14 protein-coding genes are annotated in these 18,071 nt (G+C 49.4%); 6 read left to right on the top strand and 8 right to left on the bottom strand.

Annotated elements, in window-relative coordinates; translation table 11 throughout:
* Nucleotides 1–469 precede the first annotated feature (469 nt).
* The 4 genes from NG792_RS13330 to NG792_RS13315 form a co-directional block, all read right to left on the bottom strand.
* Complete coding sequence (locus NG792_RS13330; protein ID WP_261199308.1) at nucleotides 470–994, bottom strand: YqeG family HAD IIIA-type phosphatase; 525 nt, start codon at nucleotides 992–994, stop codon at nucleotides 470–472.
* A gap of 274 nt (nucleotides 995–1,268) precedes the next feature.
* Nucleotides 1,269–2,387: an endolytic transglycosylase MltG gene (mltG, locus tag NG792_RS13325; protein WP_261199309.1), complete on the bottom strand. Its 1,119-nt coding sequence runs from the start codon at nucleotides 2,385–2,387 to the stop codon at nucleotides 1,269–1,271.
* Nucleotides 2,388–2,885: 498 nt separating this feature from the next.
* Entirely contained in the window at nucleotides 2,886–3,467 is a 582-nt protein-coding gene (locus NG792_RS13320) for a DUF3727 domain-containing protein (RefSeq protein WP_261199310.1), read from the bottom strand.
* Between the two features lie 262 nt (nucleotides 3,468–3,729).
* A complete protein-coding gene (locus tag NG792_RS13315) occupies nucleotides 3,730–3,984 on the bottom strand; it encodes a hypothetical protein (RefSeq protein ID WP_261235703.1) in 255 nt (84 codons plus the stop codon).
* 41 nt (nucleotides 3,985–4,025) lie between these two features.
* On the opposite strand from NG792_RS13315, the gene NG792_RS13310 reads away from it, so the two are divergent.
* Nucleotides 4,026–5,057, top strand: coding sequence for a helix-turn-helix domain-containing protein (locus NG792_RS13310; protein WP_261235702.1), 1,032 nt, complete (start codon nucleotides 4,026–4,028; stop codon nucleotides 5,055–5,057).
* A 49-nt stretch (nucleotides 5,058–5,106) separates the two neighbouring features.
* Here NG792_RS13310 and NG792_RS13305 read toward each other — a convergent pair whose 3' ends face one another.
* Both NG792_RS13305 and NG792_RS13300 read right to left on the bottom strand, forming a co-directional pair.
* A complete protein-coding gene (locus NG792_RS13305) occupies nucleotides 5,107–5,709 on the bottom strand; it encodes a DUF3611 family protein (RefSeq protein ID WP_261199313.1) in 603 nt (200 codons plus the stop codon).
* A 608-nt stretch (nucleotides 5,710–6,317) separates the two neighbouring features.
* Nucleotides 6,318–6,518 carry a hypothetical protein gene (locus NG792_RS13300; RefSeq protein WP_261235701.1) on the bottom strand — a complete coding sequence of 67 codons (201 nt, stop codon included), beginning with the start codon at nucleotides 6,516–6,518 and terminating at the stop codon, nucleotides 6,318–6,320.
* Between the two features lie 540 nt (nucleotides 6,519–7,058).
* Between NG792_RS13300 and NG792_RS13295 the strand changes: the two genes are divergently transcribed.
* Nucleotides 7,059–7,466, top strand: a complete 408-nt coding sequence (locus NG792_RS13295; RefSeq protein ID WP_261199314.1) for a PadR family transcriptional regulator — start codon at nucleotides 7,059–7,061, stop codon at nucleotides 7,464–7,466.
* A 123-nt stretch (nucleotides 7,467–7,589) separates the two neighbouring features.
* Here NG792_RS13295 and NG792_RS13290 read toward each other — a convergent pair whose 3' ends face one another.
* Nucleotides 7,590–8,894: a tetratricopeptide repeat protein gene (locus NG792_RS13290; RefSeq protein ID WP_261235700.1), complete on the bottom strand. Its 1,305-nt coding sequence runs from the start codon at nucleotides 8,892–8,894 to the stop codon at nucleotides 7,590–7,592.
* 510 nt (nucleotides 8,895–9,404) lie between these two features.
* Between NG792_RS13290 and dnaX the strand changes: the two genes are divergently transcribed.
* Entirely contained in the window at nucleotides 9,405–13,565 is a 4,161-nt protein-coding gene (gene dnaX / locus NG792_RS28955) for a DNA polymerase III subunit gamma/tau (protein ID WP_317619508.1), read from the top strand.
* Between the two features lie 85 nt (nucleotides 13,566–13,650).
* On the opposite strand, the gene NG792_RS13270 is transcribed toward dnaX, so the two are convergent.
* Nucleotides 13,651–15,072: a glycosyltransferase family 2 protein gene (locus NG792_RS13270; RefSeq protein WP_261235699.1), complete on the bottom strand. Its 1,422-nt coding sequence runs from the start codon at nucleotides 15,070–15,072 to the stop codon at nucleotides 13,651–13,653.
* Nucleotides 15,073–15,704: 632 nt separating this feature from the next.
* Between NG792_RS13270 and ebsA the strand changes: the two genes are divergently transcribed.
* The 3 genes from ebsA (at nucleotide 15,705) to NG792_RS13255 (ending at nucleotide 17,988) form a co-directional block, all read left to right on the top strand.
* Nucleotides 15,705–16,085: a type IV pilus biogenesis protein EbsA gene (gene ebsA / locus NG792_RS13265; RefSeq protein ID WP_261235719.1), complete on the top strand. Its 381-nt coding sequence runs from the start codon at nucleotides 15,705–15,707 to the stop codon at nucleotides 16,083–16,085.
* A gap of 179 nt (nucleotides 16,086–16,264) precedes the next feature.
* Entirely contained in the window at nucleotides 16,265–17,368 is a 1,104-nt protein-coding gene (locus tag NG792_RS13260) for a phosphotransacetylase family protein (RefSeq protein ID WP_261235698.1), read from the top strand.
* A gap of 239 nt (nucleotides 17,369–17,607) precedes the next feature.
* Complete coding sequence (locus tag NG792_RS13255) at nucleotides 17,608–17,988, top strand: hypothetical protein (protein ID WP_261235697.1); 381 nt, start codon at nucleotides 17,608–17,610, stop codon at nucleotides 17,986–17,988.
* Nucleotides 17,989–18,071: the final 83 nt, after the last annotated feature.

The following is an 18,071-nucleotide window of genomic DNA, read 5'->3' as shown; positions in this document are numbered from 1 at the left end:
GGCGGGCTTTGTCCGTATAGACCCACCCTTGAGGGTGTGGGTTTTTATAGACCTATCAGAACCGGATTCCGTATTAGACCGCGCAGGCGGGCTTTGTCCGTATAGACCCACCCTTGAGGGTGTGGGTTTTTATAGACCTATCAGAACCGGATTCCGTATTAGCCCGCGCAGGTGGGCTTTGTCTGTGTAGACCCACCCTTGAGGGTGTGGGTTTTTATAGACCTATAAGAACCGGATTCCGGGTGACCATCGGATGACCGGATCCAATTGTAAAGCGCCGCCTTCATTTCGGTGAAGGCAGGCGCTTTGTTTTTATCAAACTCAGTTAGGGTGAGGGTCTTGCTCAAGGCAGCCCCCTATAAACTCATCTTTAATGCCGCTTGATAATTTGGCGTCCGCCTCAATATTTTAATATGCAGCGCTATATTAAGTTTTTTCCAGGGGTGTTCAGCTCAAGGACCTGTTCCTGTTACTTCTTCTTAGCGAGGGAAGCGCCGAGGATTTGAGATACCCAAACTTCCACCGATCGCACGGGATGCTTAGTTTGCAGAATCTCCCCGGGGTTTACCATCGGTTCTACCAAAATAGTAAACATTCCCAAGCGGTTACCGGCGAGGACATCCGTAAAGAGGCGATCGCCCACCATTGCCACCTTTTCCACCGGCAGATTCATCCCCGTCACCGCCTGTCGTAACTTGCGGCGCGAGGGTTTAGCTGCACCCGTAATGTAGGGCAGATTTAAAGAGCGAGCAATGCCACCGATGCGAGCTTCACTGATATTATTGCTAACCAACCATAGGGCAGCAACCGGGCGAATTTGTTCCACCCACTGCCGGAGATATTCAGAAACTTGGATTTCGCGAATAGGAACGAGGGTGTCATCCACATCCAAAACCAGACCCTTGAGGTCGTACTCTTTGACGATCTCTGGTGTCAGGCTTAAAATTGAGTCCTCTAGAAATAAATCGGGTTCTAAAAGTTTTCCCCAAGACATAGTAATTGACCTTCGCTGACTAATACTAACCACCGTCCTGCGGAATACCTGAAACCACAGTTGAACAGCATTGTAGATAGACCCCTCGAACCTGCCGTGAGCCAACAATGTGGTTTGACAGCGCGATCGCACCGGAGCATCAGGATGCTTTCTAAAAACTGCATTCCCCGCATGATGATTTTGACATACTAAGGCGGGATAGCCTACTGCGATCGCACTTAATTCCTAGAAATCCCCCGAGTCGCCATTGGCGCAGGCTACTGGGGGAATCTCATTACTGTAACGTCGGGTCCCGCTTATCCCAGATGGCATCTTGAGCCGCTTCATGTTCAGCTAAGGTGCGACTAAAAATATGGGTACCATCATAGAGGGCCACAAAATACAGATATTCCGTCTCTTCTGGGGCTAAAGTGGCTTCTAAACTGGCAACTCCAGGGGCAGCGATCGGGGTCGGGGGTAAACCCGCATTGAGATAAGTATTGTAAGGGTTAGGGGTATTCACCTGGGCCAGGGTTAAGGGTTTATCTTCCGTTTGTCTGATATTTAATCCGTATTCCACCGTAGGATCAGCACCCAGAGTCATCCCCTGTTTGAGGCGGTTGGTAAATACACCAGCAATGCGATGGCGTTCCGATGCAACTACCGACTCTTTTTCAACGATACTCGCTAGGGTGACCCATTCTTTGAGACTGAGATTAGTTTGATTTTGTGGGTTTTGATAAACCGGGAGAGCCACTTGTTCAAACCGATTCAGCATAGGTTGAATAACCGCTTGCGGGGTGATATTATCCGCACGCAGCTTGTAAGTATCCGGGTATAAAAAGCCTTCTAAATGGGGGATATCTTTAGGAAGCCAGGGATATTCAGCCCAGGGAATGTCCTGAGTGGCACTGAGAAATTCTTCAGCCGTAAAAAAGCCTTGAGACTCAAAATATTGAGCCATTTGCCGCAAATTCCACCCCTCGGGAACCGTGAAACTCAGCTGCATGACTTCCCCATTCCAGATTTTTTGGGCGATCGCCTGCATGGGTTCATCAGGGGAGATTTGGTAGGTTCCCGCCTTGTATCCCCCATCTGGGTTTTGGCGAGTTAACCACCGAGTCCACATATTCCAAGCATTCGCCGAACGAATTAAACCCTGTTCTTCGAGTTTAAGTCCGATGAGTTGTCCAGGTTCCCCGGGGTCGATTTGTACCACTTCCAGCCGATTGTCTTCGACGACAGAATCCCGAGGTAAAGATTCGGATACGGGTGCACTAGCCGATAGCCACCATCGCCAACCTTGCCAAGCACTAATTCCGATCGCAGCGCAGAGGATAAGCGCCACATATAACAACCAATTTGTTTTTCGTTGACTCGCTGCTTTCATCTTCTGGTGATCTGTAACAACCATGATGGGATGCCGCGACGCTCTTGGGGGATCTTACCCTGATGGAGAAGCGATCGCCCGCCATCACCCCGAGGGGTTCTTCATCGCGGCATTTATCTATTCCAGGGTAGTCTTTAATCTCTGAATTGAGAGACTCCACATCAGACGGCGAATTGGGTCTGATGTTCTCCTCGGACTTAGACAACTCATACAGCTAGAGGGTAATCTTCATAGCCAGGGATCTTCTGCTTTGTGGATCTAAGCGCCTGATTCCTTAAAAGTGGGAGTCGCCTCTTTCCGGTCCCGCCAGGGTCCAGCGGGCGGCGAACGAGCTCCTCCGTCAAATCTACAGGGGAGAAGTTCCAATGCGATCGCCGACGAACCCTGATGTTAGGTTAGTTTTAGCTGCTGATCCCGCTAAAAATTTTATTGAAATGGGACTGATCGGGCTTCTACTATGGATTCCAGTCCCACATCTGATGGGGTTGCTGAGTCAGACTCAGGACAGTCTGGGTTTCGTCCTTATTCGAGTTCTTCAAACAACCGTTCTTCGATCATGCCTTCTAAAGTAGACATCATCGGTTCAAGTTCCTGTAACTCTTCATCAGAAAGTAATTCAGGGTTTCCGTCTTCATTGAGGCGAGCCAAAATGAATACGGGATCCAAAGGAGAGTAGATGGCGTACTCGGCTTCTTCGTGATAAAAACTGGCTAACCACTGAAGTTCCTCATATTCTGCAGCTTCACCCAGCTCATCATCACTGATTTCCTCTTCCGTAAATTCCGGAAGCTCGCCACTAACCGTCAGAGTAATTGCGCTGCGTTTGAGGGTGAGGTTTTGTTCTTCGAGGACCGCTTTAGCCGTATCAAAAATGGTATCCACTTCCTCCTCACTAATAGGAATGGGTTCATCATCCTCATCCTCAGCTTGCCATGCGAAAATTTCCACCGGCGTATCAATGGGAGTGAGTAAAACGTAAGTATTGTCGTTTACTTCTACAGAATGTTCGATGTAACAAGATAGCGATCGCCCGGACTCATCCGTCAAAATTGTGGATGAAGTGTGGGATTGCCCATTCTCTTTTGATGATTCCGATCGGGACATGACAGATAATAGGAAGATAAAGAGCACTAGCGAGGAGCAAAACGGAATCTGAAAACCGGAAAACGCCCTTACCGGATTTCGGTCGAGGCGTACAGGTTTTTAATTCCCCTGAGCCCAGGAAGAGCAAATCCTAGGGCAAAACCAGAATATCACGGGAGGGAGCTGATCCGATTTCTATTTTTTCGAGTGGGACCCTTGGCGATCGCCCCCTGCGGGTGGGGCAGATTCGGACTCAGCAATCATGCTCCCCTCAAGCAGAAACTCACCCTTCTTCAGGGGAAGCCTTTGAGGGCGAAGATACCACTCCGTAGGAATCCATTGCAGCAGTCGCCCTTCCCATGTGCTGATTGTCACCTCGGGAGGCAAGGTTCCATCCGGAACGGGTACAAATGACCGGAATGAAGATACTCAGATATAGGTTCTCCCGGAATACCTGTCTAGCCCGACGTGAGTCTAACTTCGGGTTCAACTCCACATTTTGGGCCAAGACAGGAGCGCGGGTTAACTGTTCTTTCATTCAGTTACTCATCACTGAAGTCCCCCGATTTAACGAGTATCATGGCACTTGAAACCATCTCCCAGGCCACACTTCCTCAAGAGGAACTGACAGCTATCCTGACTCAAATTGAGTCGGAACTGTATCGAACAAAAGTTTACCGGACCGCGTTGGGAATCCTCAAGCAGAGACTCGGTGAGTCTGCTGATGGTTCCTCCATGCTGCTGCAAGCGGTGGCTAAAAAAGCAATTTGGCTGACGCTTAAGCAATGGATCTCCCCGGTTCAGGACGAACCTGAACCCCTAAATGAGACTGAGTTGGTCGTGGATGACCTCGATTTATCTCAAAGGTCCAGCGATCGCCAAGAGTCCCAGGCATTAGAGGAGATCCGAACACCGGAAAGCCATTCCCCATCCCTTGGCGATTCAGATCCAGCCGCGATCGCCAAGACGACTTCCACTCCGTTGTTGCCAAAAGCTAGAATCAACCCCTTTCACCGTCACAAAAAACAGCAGCAAGCTCAACAGCAAGCTCAAATCATCGCCCATCAACAACAATGGGCCGATCGCCTGACTCAAATTGGGCAAGAACTCCAAGCGGCACGCTGCGATCGGGGGTTATCGATACTGGAGTTGCATAAACAGACCTTGGTTCCTTGCCGTCATATTGAAGCGATCGAGAACGGCTGTCTATCCAAGCTGCCTGAAGATGTTTATGTGCGGAGTTTTATTCATAAAATTGGGGATGTCTTAGGCTTAGACGGGGCGAGAATGGCGAATTTCTTACCCGTTCCCCCGAAACAGAATGCACCCATCCCGTCCTGGCATCATCAGGACTTTAACCTAGAATTTTCCGTCAGTCCCCTGCACTTGTATGTGGGCTACACCGCGCTCATGGCTGGGGCGATCGGGGGACTGGGGTGGATGAATGAACAATCTGCTTCCACATCTGTGCCGGAACTGGAACCAACTTTAACCGCCCCCGCCAGGGATTCTCGTCAAGGATTGCTCCCGATGCAAACACCGGGCATTACCTCACAGGCGATCGCCTGTGCCGTCTCCGAGATAGCCCCACCCGAAGCACTAGAGTGGTAAACCAATCTGCGGAAACCTCGACCCCACCCCCTGGACGAGGGTTTCAGGGTTACCCCTGAGCCTGGTTATCGATCCAGTTGAGCAACCACAGCCCCGTGAGAAGCCCGAAAAAGTGGGCCACAATCGTATGCGTATTCGCCAACACCACAAAAATATCCAACGCTTGGATAAAATCTTGGGGGCGCAACCCCGTCACCAGGGAGGCACCGCCCTGGTACTGGAGAGCCTTGGCTAGGAGGATTCCGCCAATGGCTTCTGCGGCAATTAGGGTAAAGGACATCCCGGCTAAATTGACCATTAAACCCCGACGCACCATTTGTAGGGTATCTGCTCTGCGGGGGCGCAGCTTAGGATTTACAGAACTAAGCTGTTGAGACAGGCGAGTATAGCGATAAGCCCAATAGATACTCACTCCCAGGGAAACCAGTCCCAGAACTGCAAAAAAAATGCCCGGACCGATGCCGACATTACTGCTTCTGGCCGCTTCCCGAGGTGCCGGAGATTCAATCAAAATTGCAAATAAGAAAATCAGTCCTGCAACAACTGCTAGAACTAATTGTGTCCAAAAACTGATCCAGCCGATTCTGCGTAACGCAGGGATGACGCGCTGGACGGGGGGTGGAAGTGCTTTTAAGTCTGTTTGATTTGACATACGGAGAACGCAGTTACCGTTTTGGAGCGTTGAGATTGATCGGCTCAAAGCTCAATCATAGACCACCGCACCTCCTGATTGCCGTTGCCCGGTGATATTGAGGTGCAATTGCTGTCTTTGCCCTGTTTATTTTAAATTAACTTGTAAAGAAAAATAGAGAACAAAAAAACGCCGATGCGCGTCAGCCCATTAAGAATGCATCTTTTCGGCAGGCGATCGCCCCATTGGTTTGGGGAAAGTCCAAGCATCTGGGTTTTTTTAGCCATTTGTGTCAGCACTATCTGATAATCCGTGCTTAAAATTGGGGTGCAACTCAGGCCAAGTTTTAGGCCAACTTGACTGGAACCGGGGGAGAGGATGGCGATCGCCGCTAACCGGGTTCACCCAGTCGCGGTTGACAGCCCAAATTTTCCTTTGAAAATCGGGGTAAAATGCCCCAAGGGTTCATGACTACAAGCTTTTCTACAAGCTTCCGGGGTTGGACGGCATCACCCTCCCTCCCTGAGTCCCAATCCATAGCTTAAGCAGATTAAGACTCCAAAAGGTTCTGATTGAGCTGTGGATTGATTGCTATAGTCGGCCTACTTAAGAGAAAGGGTGCACTCAGGTTAGAGAGAATCAAGGCGTCTTCTGCCTGAGTCAATTAAGCCGACTGAAGGACAAACCAACCGGAGCGATCGCAGGTGTTGCTCATCCATCCCTCGGTCTATGTGGGTCTCAACAGGGGTGCAAATTACTACTAATAAATCAGGGCTGGCTTGCCGTCGGAGATGATTTTTAACCCCTTGTCTTCCAACGTTCAAGTCCACAGAAGTTGTATTTATTTTATTTGGGTGCTGACTTTCGCTGATTTCCTCAGGAGGAGTCTGTATAAAAAAATTTGAGAGACGGTGTTTTGCGAGTCAGTCGGAAAATTTTCCGGCTTAACTCTCAAGGAAATTTGCCTGAACCGGAGTGCGGTAATCAGCCGGTCTTACGCTCCTTTTGTTAGGTGGTTATGGAAGTTTTATTTAAACTTTCTCCCCTACAAATTTCCTGGAAATTTTGAGGTAATTCCTTCCGTTACTGCGATTTTAAAGCAGGCAATTAGAAAGAGCTTAAGTCTCATTCAAGCTGGCCGTAAAACCCAATTCTCTTGCAGTTTCATCCAGCAACGCATCTCTACCGAAGGGAAACAAATCACAAATCTTCCCGACGCTCGGGACGGTATCGGGGTTGACTTTGAGTTGACTTTGAACTGTAGATTTTTCACCCCTCCAGAGAGCGGGCAAGCCACGAAACGTCAATCTTTCAGGGCGTCCATTCCTGTATCAATTGGTATTTTAAGGGGTATTCAGCGGGTAACTCAAATGAATTTTGAAGAGATCTATGACTTTTTTCAAAACCCTCCGCCGATTTATCTGAATAAAGAACTAACGGTTTGTTATGTTCTTTCAGTTTTATTGGCGGGTGACTCTTATGGCACAGAACTGATTCAGCAATTAGAGCGGGAATATCCAGCCTATCGACTTTCGGATACGGTACTCTACAGCGCTCTGAAATTTTTAGAAAATGAAAGAGTCATTAAGGGTTACTGGAAAAAGGTTGAAGGCCGGGGAAGACCCAGACGAATGTATCAGGTTCATCCGGAGTTCCAGGGACAAGCGCAGGATTTAGCTCTCCTCTGGCAACAGTATGCTCAAGAAAATCACGGCATACCGAATTCTCCCCCAGGTCACGTCCATTCCCATGAAAATAAGAATCAGAGTATGGGTTAAATCAGAATGACTGTGATTCCTCCGGTGATGGGTGCGGCCCTGGCATCGCCCTCATCGGTCATGTCCGGTTAAATAATAGGTCCCTGTTATCCCGGAAAAAGCTAGGTTAGGCCAGTCGCCGTCCTAGCTTTTTTTCATGTCCAGCAGTGCGGCGTTACGATATCTCCAAGCGGTGGGGTCATCCGGTCGCAGTTGTAAGGCTCGTTCATAAGAGGCGATCGCCTCGTCTATGCGATGTAACCGTTCCAGGGTCTGACCGAGACACAACCAGCCATGATAGTCATGGGATTGGATTTCCAGGAGTTTCTCAAAGGCGGCAAGCGCGTCCCCATACCGATGCAGATTCCCCAAGGCGGCCCCCCGATTAAACCAAGCAGCAGCATAGTCCGGTTGCAGGTCCAGGGCTTTATCATAAGCGGCGATCGCCTCGTCATACCGCTGCAAGTCATAAAATACATTGCCCCAGTCATACCACCCCTGATGAGATTCGGGATTGATTGTCAGGGCTTCTTCATAAGCGGCGATCGCCTCCTCTGGTTGCTTTAACTGCATCAGGGCCTTGCCTCTGGCACAACATTCCTCGGGCGTATTCGGTTTCATCCCCACCGCCGACTTAAAATCCGCCGTTGCCGCCGCTAAATCATCGAGACCTTTATAGCCTAACCCCCGCTGAGTCAGGGCCGCCACAAACCCTGGCTTTTGGGCTAATGCCTCGGTCAAATGGGCGACTGCCTCTTGATACAGTCCCATGCGATGACAAACCAACCCTAATCCATACAACACTTCGGGGTGATTCGGGGAATGGGTTGCTGCTTGCTCAAACGTGGTTAGCGCCGAGGGATATTGACGGCGATCGAGATGAATCTGTCCCAGTTGTAAATAGTGTTCGAGGGTAAATTCCAAGGCAACTGGTGAGGCGGGTGTAGGTGCAGATGGAGATGGGGTATTTGCCTCGCGATCGAGCAACGTTTGACCAATTTCCCCTGCCACTGCTGAGAGTTTGCCACAGTTTAACTCCCCTAACTGCACCATCCGCCTTGCTAATTCTTGATTTGGGACTGGGGAATTCAGCAGACGAGTGCCAAATTGCTGTAACCAGAGCACATAAGCATCAGCAGCGGCACTCTCAATCGGCGAATCCTTGAGATTAACCGCCGATTCTGGCCCAATTTCCTCCAGAAATTGGGTAACCTGAGCTTGACTCCAGCCCCGATGTACCCCCTCCAGCAATTCAGAAAAGAGAAACTCATACTCTGCCGCCGATAGAGGTTTGGTGGGTTGCTGAACTCGACGTTCTGAGCTTTTGGGGTTTGACTTTTTATGAAACGATTGAGGCGGCGATCGGCGAAACCACCGTTTCCACAAGTGGATAAGCTGGTGCCAGATTCGGCCCAAAGTTTTCACAACCCGTTGCATGAACTGCATCATTTATAAATCCATCCCTCTGTCCCTACGGATTTCTTTTCTATTCCGAGTCCTACCCCATTGCTGCATTTTTCCGATGCTGGCAGCGTCTTGCCTTCTTGTTCGTCAAACCTGCCTCCGACCTTGCCAGAGCCTACCCCCGTCAATGGGGAGGGTCTCCAGCCCAATCCTAAACCGCGTCCTTTGGGACAGATATCTATCTATGGGGTTAGGAAGGGAATAGGCCAGTGCTATTCTATTTTAGAGTGGGGATTAGCGCTTTTCCCTTTTAAATTGCAGATGGGGAGCCTGTTTCCTACGGTAAAAAAATGCAAATTTTTCACCACAGAGGGAAACCCGTAGAAAGGGGGAACCCTGGAGGGGCGATCGCGCCCTAGGAAGCCCCCTGAACACTCAGCAACCATCACACCTTTACCGTGATAACCCTCCTGCTTGCTTTTGTAGTGTCTAAAAAAGTCTGTTCGCTTCCCCCCCTATTCTTGTTCATAGATATCCCAGAAAGTCTAAAATCCTATGATTCGCATTGTTACTGATGGCTCATGTATGGGTAATCCAGGGCCTGGGGGCTGGGCTGCAATTATTATTCGTGACGGCACAGTAGAAGAAATTGGGGGTCACGATCCTCAGACTACTTCTAATCGTATGGAATTAATGGCAGCTATCGAAGGATTGCGCCACCTATCGACTACTAAACCAGTCCATATCCAAACAGATAGTGACTACCTCCTTAAAGGCATAACTGAATGGTTACCCGGTTGGAAAAGAAGAGGATGGAAAACTGGAGATGGAAAACCAGTAGCGAATCAAGAATTGTGGGAAGAATTGGAAAAAATTACGGGAAATCACGTCACTTGGGAGCATATCAAAGCTCATGCTGGACATCCAGAAAATGAGCGGGCTGACAGGCTAGCGAAGGCTTATGCCAAGGGAAAAAAGAATCAGAGTAGTACAAAAATTTTTGACCCCCCACTTGAAGGGGATTCTGGAGAGCTTAGTCAGGAATCCTACAGCAAAAGTTTAACAGGTAATCAAAAAGTTTTCGCCCCATCCATGCCATACGAACCGCTACATCACAAATATCGCCCCCAAACCTTTGCGGATTTGGTGGGACAAGAGGCGATCGCCACCACCCTAACCAATGCGATTCGCCAAAACAGAATCGCACCCGCCTATTTATTTACTGGACCCAGAGGCACCGGCAAGACGTCCAGCGCCCGGATTCTCGCCAAATCCCTCAACTGCCTCAACTCCAACGGTCCCACCGAGACCCCCTGCGGTGAATGCGAAGTCTGTCGCACCATTGCCAGAGGCACTTCGTTAGACACCATTGAGATTGACGCCGCCAGCAATACCGGGGTTGATAACATCCGTGAACTCATTGAACGCGCGCAATTTGCCCCCGTACAATGTCGCCAAAAAGTTTACATTATTGATGAATGTTTAACGGGTGATACCCTGGTGCAAACTGCTGAGGGGTTGATGAGAATTGATGACCCTTCTCTGCAAAACCAACAGGTTCTCAGTTATAACGAATCGAACGGGAACTGGGAATGGAAAAAAGTCCTCCGCTGGCTAGAACGGGGAGAACGACAAACACTGATTATTAAAACAGGTAATCGAGAAATCCGATGCACCGCCAACCATCTGATTCGGACCGAAAACGGCTGGATAGCTGCCGGGAAAGTGAAACCGGGAATGAACATTCTTGCGCCTTCCCTGAGCCAGAAAACTTTAAACAGCGCGATCGCCGCGAAAGTACCCTCACCCAGCTTGAATCTATCTGGCCCCTTTGTGCCTGTGGCTGTGGAGCCAGACTTACAGTTCCAGAGTCTTACCTCAAAAATAATGCCAGTATTGACACTATCCAAAAATACTGGAATCAATACACCTACAAAAAGAACCATCACCCCCGCTGTAAATCCACCCCTTGGAATAGCAAACTCGCAGCGTTGGAAGAACTTAGACCCCTGTGTGCCTGTGGATGCGGGGAAAAATTGGAAATACCAAATCTGGCCAAAAAAACCAGCGTGGAATACGTCCAACGCTACTGGGAAAAGCATCCAACTAAGCAAAACCATTACAAGCTCGCAACCTTGGCAGATAAGCTCGCAGAACTGGAATACTGTAGACCATTCTGTGCCTGCGGCTGTGGAGAACAACTCGATATTCCTAACTACCTGCTTACTCGCAAAACTCCCTCAACTGTTGTCGGAATCAATTCCCACTGGAAGAGACATCCATACAAAAAAGGACATGGGCAGTGGGATAAAAGAACGGAAAAGTTTTTGGCTAATGCCGAACTTCTGTCAGCCGACACACTGGGGCTTATCTACGGAACCTTGCTTGGAGATGGCTGCATTACCTACCCCAACCAATACAGTCGATTTCCTAGATTGTCTTGGACTCATGGAGAACCTCAACGAGAATGGATGGAATACAAAGCCTCCCGTCTTGCAGCACTGCAACCCCAAATCCGAATGGCACCCAACCAAGGATATGGATATCTCTCCGTCTGTTGCCAGACCCGTTGTCATCCCCAACTCCCAGCAGTTTTTGAATCAGTTAGACCCCAAGGTAGAAAAAAGCGGGTTTCTAATGAGTGGCTCAAGCAAATTACACCAGAAGGGTTGGCTTGGTTCTATATGGATGATGGATCCCTCAGTATTTCTCAAGGCAGCCCATCCATTCAACTGCATACAGAAGGATACTCTGTCGAAGAAAATCAACTCATTGCCGATTGGCTTAAAGACTGCGGATATCCAGCCAAAATCATGTTTTACACTTCCAGAAAAGATGATGGAAGTAAAACATACCCTTACATTAAACTCAACGCAGATACCACCCGAAAGTTCGTGGACGAACTCCAAAGCTATTCAATCCCATCAATGGATTACAAGTTTGGAGAAGGTCGAATCAGTCGAAATGGCATCTCCAGCTAAAGTTTACGATATTGAAGTAGAAACTCATCATAACTTTGTGGCAAATGGACTGTTAGTTCATAATTGCCATATGTTGAGTACGGCTGCTTTTAATTCATTGCTCAAAACTTTAGAAGAACCACCCGATCGCGTGGTGTTTGTCTTAGCCACAACCGACCCCCAAAGAGTTTTACCGACGATTATTTCTCGCTGTCAGCGATTTGATTTTCGCCGGATTCCTGTAGCTTCAATGGTTCAGCATTTGAAGCATATTGCAGGCAATGAAACTATTAATATCAGCGATGAAGCGGTTTTGACTGTGGCTCAAATTGCTCAGGGGGGACTCAGGGATGCAGAAAGTCTGCTGGATCAGCTTTCGTTATTGGAAGAACAGGTTACCGTAGAGCGGGTTTGGGATTTGGTGGGGTCGGTCCCGGAGCGAGATTTGATTCAGTTGTTAGAGGCGATCGCTGCAAATAATGCAGAACAAGTCCTGGATAAAGCACGAGAATTGATGAATCGGGGTCGAGAACCCCTGATTGTTTTACAAAATTTGGCCGGGTTTTATCGGGATTTATTAATTGCTCACACGGCACCCCATCGCCCGGATTTAGTCGCCGTTACCCCTCCGACTTGGGAACAGTTATGTGCAGTGGCTCAACAATGGAAAATGCCGACTATTTTAGCTGGACAACAACATTTACGCAGCAGCGAGGCCCAAATTAAAAATACCACTCAGCCTCGTTTATGGTTAGAAGTAACTCTGTTGGGATTATTACCCTCGGCTTTAATTACACCAACTCAGGGACGGCAAGAAACATCCAGTCAAGGCGCTGGGAATGCGGCATCACCGGGGAGAACCTCTGCACGTCCTCCCTCTGTTGAGAATGTCCCTCAGTCTCCCCCAGTACAGGGGAGGAACGAGGGGAGGAACGTTGGCGCAGTCTCTCCCGAGGAAAATCGCCCTGCCTCTCCCCCGCCATCGCCATCGATTCAGGGGTCTGGGAACCCGGAACCATCGGCTTTAGAACCGAGTGGCAATCTGGAACAAACTTGGCAAACTTTGGTGGAATACCTGTCTTTGAGCTGCAAAGCGCTGTTGCAGCAACATGGACGGCTGATTGGCTTCAGTAACCATCAAGCTCAGATTGCCATTCGCTCACCGAACCTGTTTAAGATGGCGCAAAGTAAGGTGTCGGAGGTGGAAGCAGCCTTTTTTAAGGCGTTTAATATCCGAGTCAAGGTGGTGATACAGGTGTCTGGGGACGGACCTCCTCCGGCTTCTGGGGCGATCGCCCCTAGCCATTCCGAAACCCCCTCCACCCGGATGGAACCCCCGGCTACTCCTGCGGGCAATGGACAGGTGAATTCGACGCCACAAAGCCCGGTAAATCGCGAAAACTCCCCCTATCAATCCCCCCCTCAAAACCCCCAATTTGAAACGGGTAGTGCGCCGGAAAACCGCCCTCCGCTGTCCGTTGGAGCGCCAGGGAGACGGGATATCCCCCGGGGTGAAGAGTCTAATGATGATGAGGTCATGCGGGCGGCTCAACGATTTAGTAACCATTTTAATGGGACCTTAATCAGCCTTCCCGATGACCCAGAGGCTGTGCGTCCGGGTCGGGCAATTGAGGCAGAATTTAGCCACACCTGGGATGTGCAAACTCCCAGTTCTGAGGAGGAAATGGGGGGATTTGTAGAGAGTCCCCATGATGTGGATGTAGAGGATGATCCCTTTGGGGGGTTGGATTTTTGAGACGACTGGATTTACGCCTCTTTTTCCAGCAAGCGCACAATTTAGGGGCGATTCGGGAATCGCCCCTAATAGTCAGGCGGGAGAATTATGCAGGTAATTCGCTGGTGCCTTGATGAACGGTTTTCACCCATTTGAGCTGTTTGGGACGGACCGAAATCCGCAGGGTGATGCTAGAAATCACCACTACCCAGTGCAGGAGGTAAATGATACCGCGCACGGTTTGGATGAGGGTCTGGAGGGGGGAGGTAGGGCGAGTTTTGGCGGTTTGAACAGTTTGGCGGTCAATGCGCCGGAGCCCTGTAAAGATTCCCACCAAGGAAAGACTCATGGCAAGGGTGGTTAAGGGGCTGTAAATGGGGAAATGTTTGAAGGCGATCGCCAGGATTAAATCGGGGATGGCTGCTGCGGGGAGGAAATATTGGATAATCCAAAAGGCAAACATATCCCAGGATTTGGACCCGGGAAGGCGATCGCTGAAAATTAGCCGCCAATAGTCTAAATACCGCTGATATCCTCCTTCTCCCCAGCGATTCCGTTGATGCCAGAGGGCCAGGGGACGAGTGACGCCCTCTTCTTGGACAGGGACGCTGATAAATTGGACATCCCAACGGTCCAGATGCAGGCGCAGGGTCAAATCCAGGTCATCGGTGATGGTTTCTTCGTTGAATCCGCCACAGCGATCGAGGGCTTGACGCCGGATAAATTGACCGTTCCCGCGCAGTTCCCCAATGCCACCGACGGCGATGCGTTGCTGTTGGAAATAGGTATCTAAGGCCATTTCTGCCACCTGTCCCTTAGTCCAAAAATTGACTCCAGGATTGGCGATCGCCTTCCGCATCTGCACGGCCCCCACTTGGGGCGGATTGAAGGTGGGGAGGACCCGTTGCAGGAAGTCCGGGGAGACTTGAGCATCGGCATCAAAGACCCCGATAAATTCTCCGTCAGTCAGGGGAATAACTTGATTGAGTGCCCCAGATTTTCCCCCTGTAGCATCGGCAGAACGTCGAAAAATATTGAGGTTGTCATATTTTTCAGCAAGTTGCTGTAACACCTCCGGGGTGCGATCGCTGCTGTTATCGTCGATCGCCCAGACTTCATAGCGATCGCGCGGATAATCCAGATTGCACAGCACATCAATCAGCTTACTAATCACGGCTTCTTCGTTTTTAGCCGCTACCAGTAAGGAAACTTGGGGCCAGTGTTCCTGGTCTTCCGGGTCCAGGGGTTGTGGGGTCGGGAATGCTTTCGCCCGGACAATCCGAATCGCATGGAGTGCTAAGATTGCCGTAAAACCCAATACCAGCCAATATCCCCAAGAGAGGAAATGCAGGACGAGGGTGAGAATAGTAATCCCCAATAGCAATACTGCGGCTTTGAGTCGGCGACCCAGATACCCCGGATAGTTCAAGTCTTCGACCTGATCAGAATCTCCAAAAGCAGACAAAATCAAATGAAGAGGCTCGAATTCCTCGAAGGAATTGTTTTCGGGCCAGGAATTCGCTGGCATAGTTTACTTAGGTAAAAAGTAATACAGGTTTAGTGGTTTCTCAGCCCCTAGACCCCAGGACATGACAGGGATTCAGTGGGAAATGCCAGTCAGGACGAGCAGGCGATCGCCCCCGGACTGCTATTCCCTCGGGGAATCCTAGGGATCCGGTCTCTACCGCTTAACAGCAAGTCGAAACTGGATTACTGGGAGCTTAGAGAAACCTTAATGTTGTTTTATTGTATCCTTGATTGTTATTTTTCTAACTCGTTGCTGCAATTGAGCCGGATTCGGTCTTCTGGGAACTAGGAAAGCCGACACCCTCAAGGGTGGCGCTACACAGACGTAGACGCGCTAGCGGCTTCGGTGAAGGGTAGCCTGCCTACGCAGGCTACAGAAGCGAAAACCAACCTTTAAAAACCACCTCCGCTCCCTTCCCCTCAGCAAGGGAGCGAAAACCAACCTTTAAAAACTACCTCCGGTCCCCTCCCCTTAGCAAGGGGAGGGTTAGGGTGGGGTCCCCCCCTAATAGCAACTCAATAAAAATTGCCCCAATTGACGAGGATAGGGGAATCATGACCGGAAGAATTCAATTCCCCACCCCCTTCTCCACTACACTTTTTATTGATACTGGACTAGAAGGAGCAGCGAGCATGGGTAATAACCTCGATCAACTTCAGCCTGCTGATAATCGGGAAATAGGGGTCTATATCCCTTACTACCAAGGCAATAAACGAGCGGTGTTACCGAGAGCGATTAGCCTTTATCGTCAAGGGAATTTGGAGGGTGAGCGGAAAATAGAGGGGGGTGAAAACATTCCATTTGTAGCAAGCTGGCACGTTTCCTCTCTCCCTGCTGACCTCACCCGGTGTCGCATCCAATTTGATGGGAATGCTGACCTCAGCTACGAGGTGACGATGGCAAATTTTGAGTTTATTGACCACTTAATCGATGTGATTATCAGCCATAAGCGACACCACTTGGTGGATTTTTCTAAAGGGTTCTATCGGAAGTTGCTGTTACTAGATGACTAGAATAAAGACTAACGATTAGCCAGCTAAGACCCACACCCTGAAGGGTGGGGCGTTTGCGGACGAAGCCTGCCTACGCAGGCTAAGAGAGAAAACTGACTTTTTACAACTGGATTTGGGATAAGACCTAACTCTGACGACCCAAACCAGACTGTCCACACAAGAGAATAGGGAGTGAGTGCGTGCCAACATCTGCCAAACCAACATCTAAATATCTCGCGATCGGATCAACTCGGCCTTATAGCGGTAAATCCTCGATTATCCTGGGCATGGTGCAGCAATTCCAAGCCAAGGGGCTGGACATTGCATATTCTAAACCGCTGGGAACCTGTTTTAGTGAATCAGATAATGATGGGATAGACGAGGATCATCGATTTTTAGCTAAAACTTTGAATCTGCCGGATAACCGACTAGGGGAGACGCTGCTGTTTTTAGATGGACCGACCCTGGAGAAACGTCTGCAAGGAATCGGACAAACGGACTACTCTGAGAGTCTGGTGAATTCGTTGGAACAACTCGGGGGAGATTTAACGATTTTAGAGGGGGCTGGGACTTTAGATCAAGGCCGGTTATTTAATTTGTCGGTGCCTAAAGTTGCCACTCGGATTGATGCTTCGGTGTTGTTGGTGGCGCGCTTCCACTCGATGTTAGATGTGGGGGAACTGCTATCGGTTCAGGACCGCTTGGGCGATCGCCTCCTGGGGGTGGTCCTCACGGATATCCCGGAAGAAACCTGGACCAGTGCCTCGACGATTCTGCGTCCGTTTTTGGAAGAACAGGGGATTCGCGTCTTTGGGTTGCTGCCAAGAAGCAATCTGCTTCGTAGTGTCAGCGTTCGAGAGTTGGTGCAACGGCTGAATGCGGAGGTGCTCTGTCGTCCCGATCGCCTAGATTTGATGGTGGAAACACTGAAAATTGGGGCGATGAATGTTAACTCGGCTTTAAAGTATTTCTCCCAAGCTCAAAACATGGCAGTGATTACCGGAGGCGATCGCTCAGAACTGCAACTGGCGGCCCTGGAAACCTCAACCCAATGCCTGATTCTCACCGGACATATGCCACCGAGTCAGATGATTCTGAATCGCGCTGAAGAGGTCGAGGTTCCGGTTTTATCCGTTGATTTGGATACGCTGAAAACCGTAGAAATTATCGATGAAACCTTCGGTCAAGTTCGTTTACATGAACCCATTAAAGTGGAATTTATGCGAAAACTCATGTCAGAGCATTTTGATGTAGACCGTTTGCTGTCTATTTTAGGTTTAGAACCTGTACTTTCTGGGCGGTAAAAATTAACCGCACCCTGAAGGGTGGGTCTATACGGACAAAGCCCGCCTGCGCGGGCTAATCTAAAGCGAATCAATCAATTGTAGGGTTTTAGTTTAGAAAAAGATTCAGCAGTAACCGTTAACCGAAACCCTAATAAATTCTCCTTTTGAAGCTCTAGGGCGCATATTTTTGCGCCTTCCACGATTAGCAGAGGGAGAATTTCTTTTGTCATGTTGTCCAGTAAAAGGAAAGTAATATCATGCGTCACGCGCTTTTTTCAGGAATTGCACTGGCTCTAAATATTGTGTTTCTGCCCTTGAATGGAGTCACACAAGAAGTCCCTACGGATTTGAGTCAGTCTATGCCTTACAGCGAAGCAAGAGAATTTGTTTTAGACGAGGGATGGCAGATTAATTACCGAAATGCCAACTCAAACGATTTATTATCGGGGGCGTTAGAGCGACTGGTAAATGAGTTAGACTATCCTGAATTTGAGGACTGTTCGGGAACTGGGATGGGGTTTTGTCGGGCTTCGTTTGTGAATGCTTATGGTGAAAGTTTAATTCTGGTGACTGTTAACAACGAGGAAGAACCTACATTATTTCGATGGTGGATAGAAGAAGAACAAGAACAGGAATAAACTAGGAAATCTGGTTTTCAAAATAAAAACCCGCCCCCTCAAGTTGCGGGATCCGGCGGGGGTTCAAACCCCCGCCGGTTGTC

Source organism: Laspinema olomoucense D3b, assembly GCF_025370785.1.
Classification (GTDB): Bacteria; Cyanobacteriota; Cyanobacteriia; order Cyanobacteriales; family Laspinemataceae; genus Laspinema; species Laspinema olomoucense.
The sequence above is the reverse complement of the archived record's forward strand: the minus strand, read 5'-3'. Positions and strand labels throughout refer to the sequence as shown.

Coding starts and splice junctions, on each gene's coding strand:
- NG792_RS13315 (WP_261235703.1), bottom strand. CDS start 3,984: ATGAAAGAACAGTTAACCCGCGCTCCTGTCTTGGCCCAAAATGTGGAG.
- ebsA (WP_261235719.1), top strand. CDS start 15,705: ATGGGTAATAACCTCGATCAACTTCAGCCTGCTGATAATCGGGAAATA.
- NG792_RS13290 (WP_261235700.1), bottom strand. CDS start 8,894: ATGATGCAGTTCATGCAACGGGTTGTGAAAACTTTGGGCCGAATCTGG.
- NG792_RS13255 (WP_261235697.1), top strand. CDS start 17,608: ATGCGTCACGCGCTTTTTTCAGGAATTGCACTGGCTCTAAATATTGTG.
- NG792_RS13310 (WP_261235702.1), top strand. CDS start 4,026: ATGGCACTTGAAACCATCTCCCAGGCCACACTTCCTCAAGAGGAACTG.
- NG792_RS13270 (WP_261235699.1), bottom strand. CDS start 15,072: ATGCCAGCGAATTCCTGGCCCGAAAACAATTCCTTCGAGGAATTCGAG.
- NG792_RS13295 (WP_261199314.1), top strand. CDS start 7,059: ATGAATTTTGAAGAGATCTATGACTTTTTTCAAAACCCTCCGCCGATT.
- NG792_RS13320 (WP_261199310.1), bottom strand. CDS start 3,467: ATGTCCCGATCGGAATCATCAAAAGAGAATGGGCAATCCCACACTTCA.
- NG792_RS13305 (WP_261199313.1), bottom strand. CDS start 5,709: ATGTCAAATCAAACAGACTTAAAAGCACTTCCACCCCCCGTCCAGCGC.
- mltG (WP_261199309.1), bottom strand. CDS start 2,387: ATGGTTGTTACAGATCACCAGAAGATGAAAGCAGCGAGTCAACGAAAA.
- dnaX (WP_317619508.1), top strand. CDS start 9,405: ATGATTCGCATTGTTACTGATGGCTCATGTATGGGTAATCCAGGGCCT.
- NG792_RS13330 (WP_261199308.1), bottom strand. CDS start 994: ATGTCTTGGGGAAAACTTTTAGAACCCGATTTATTTCTAGAGGACTCA.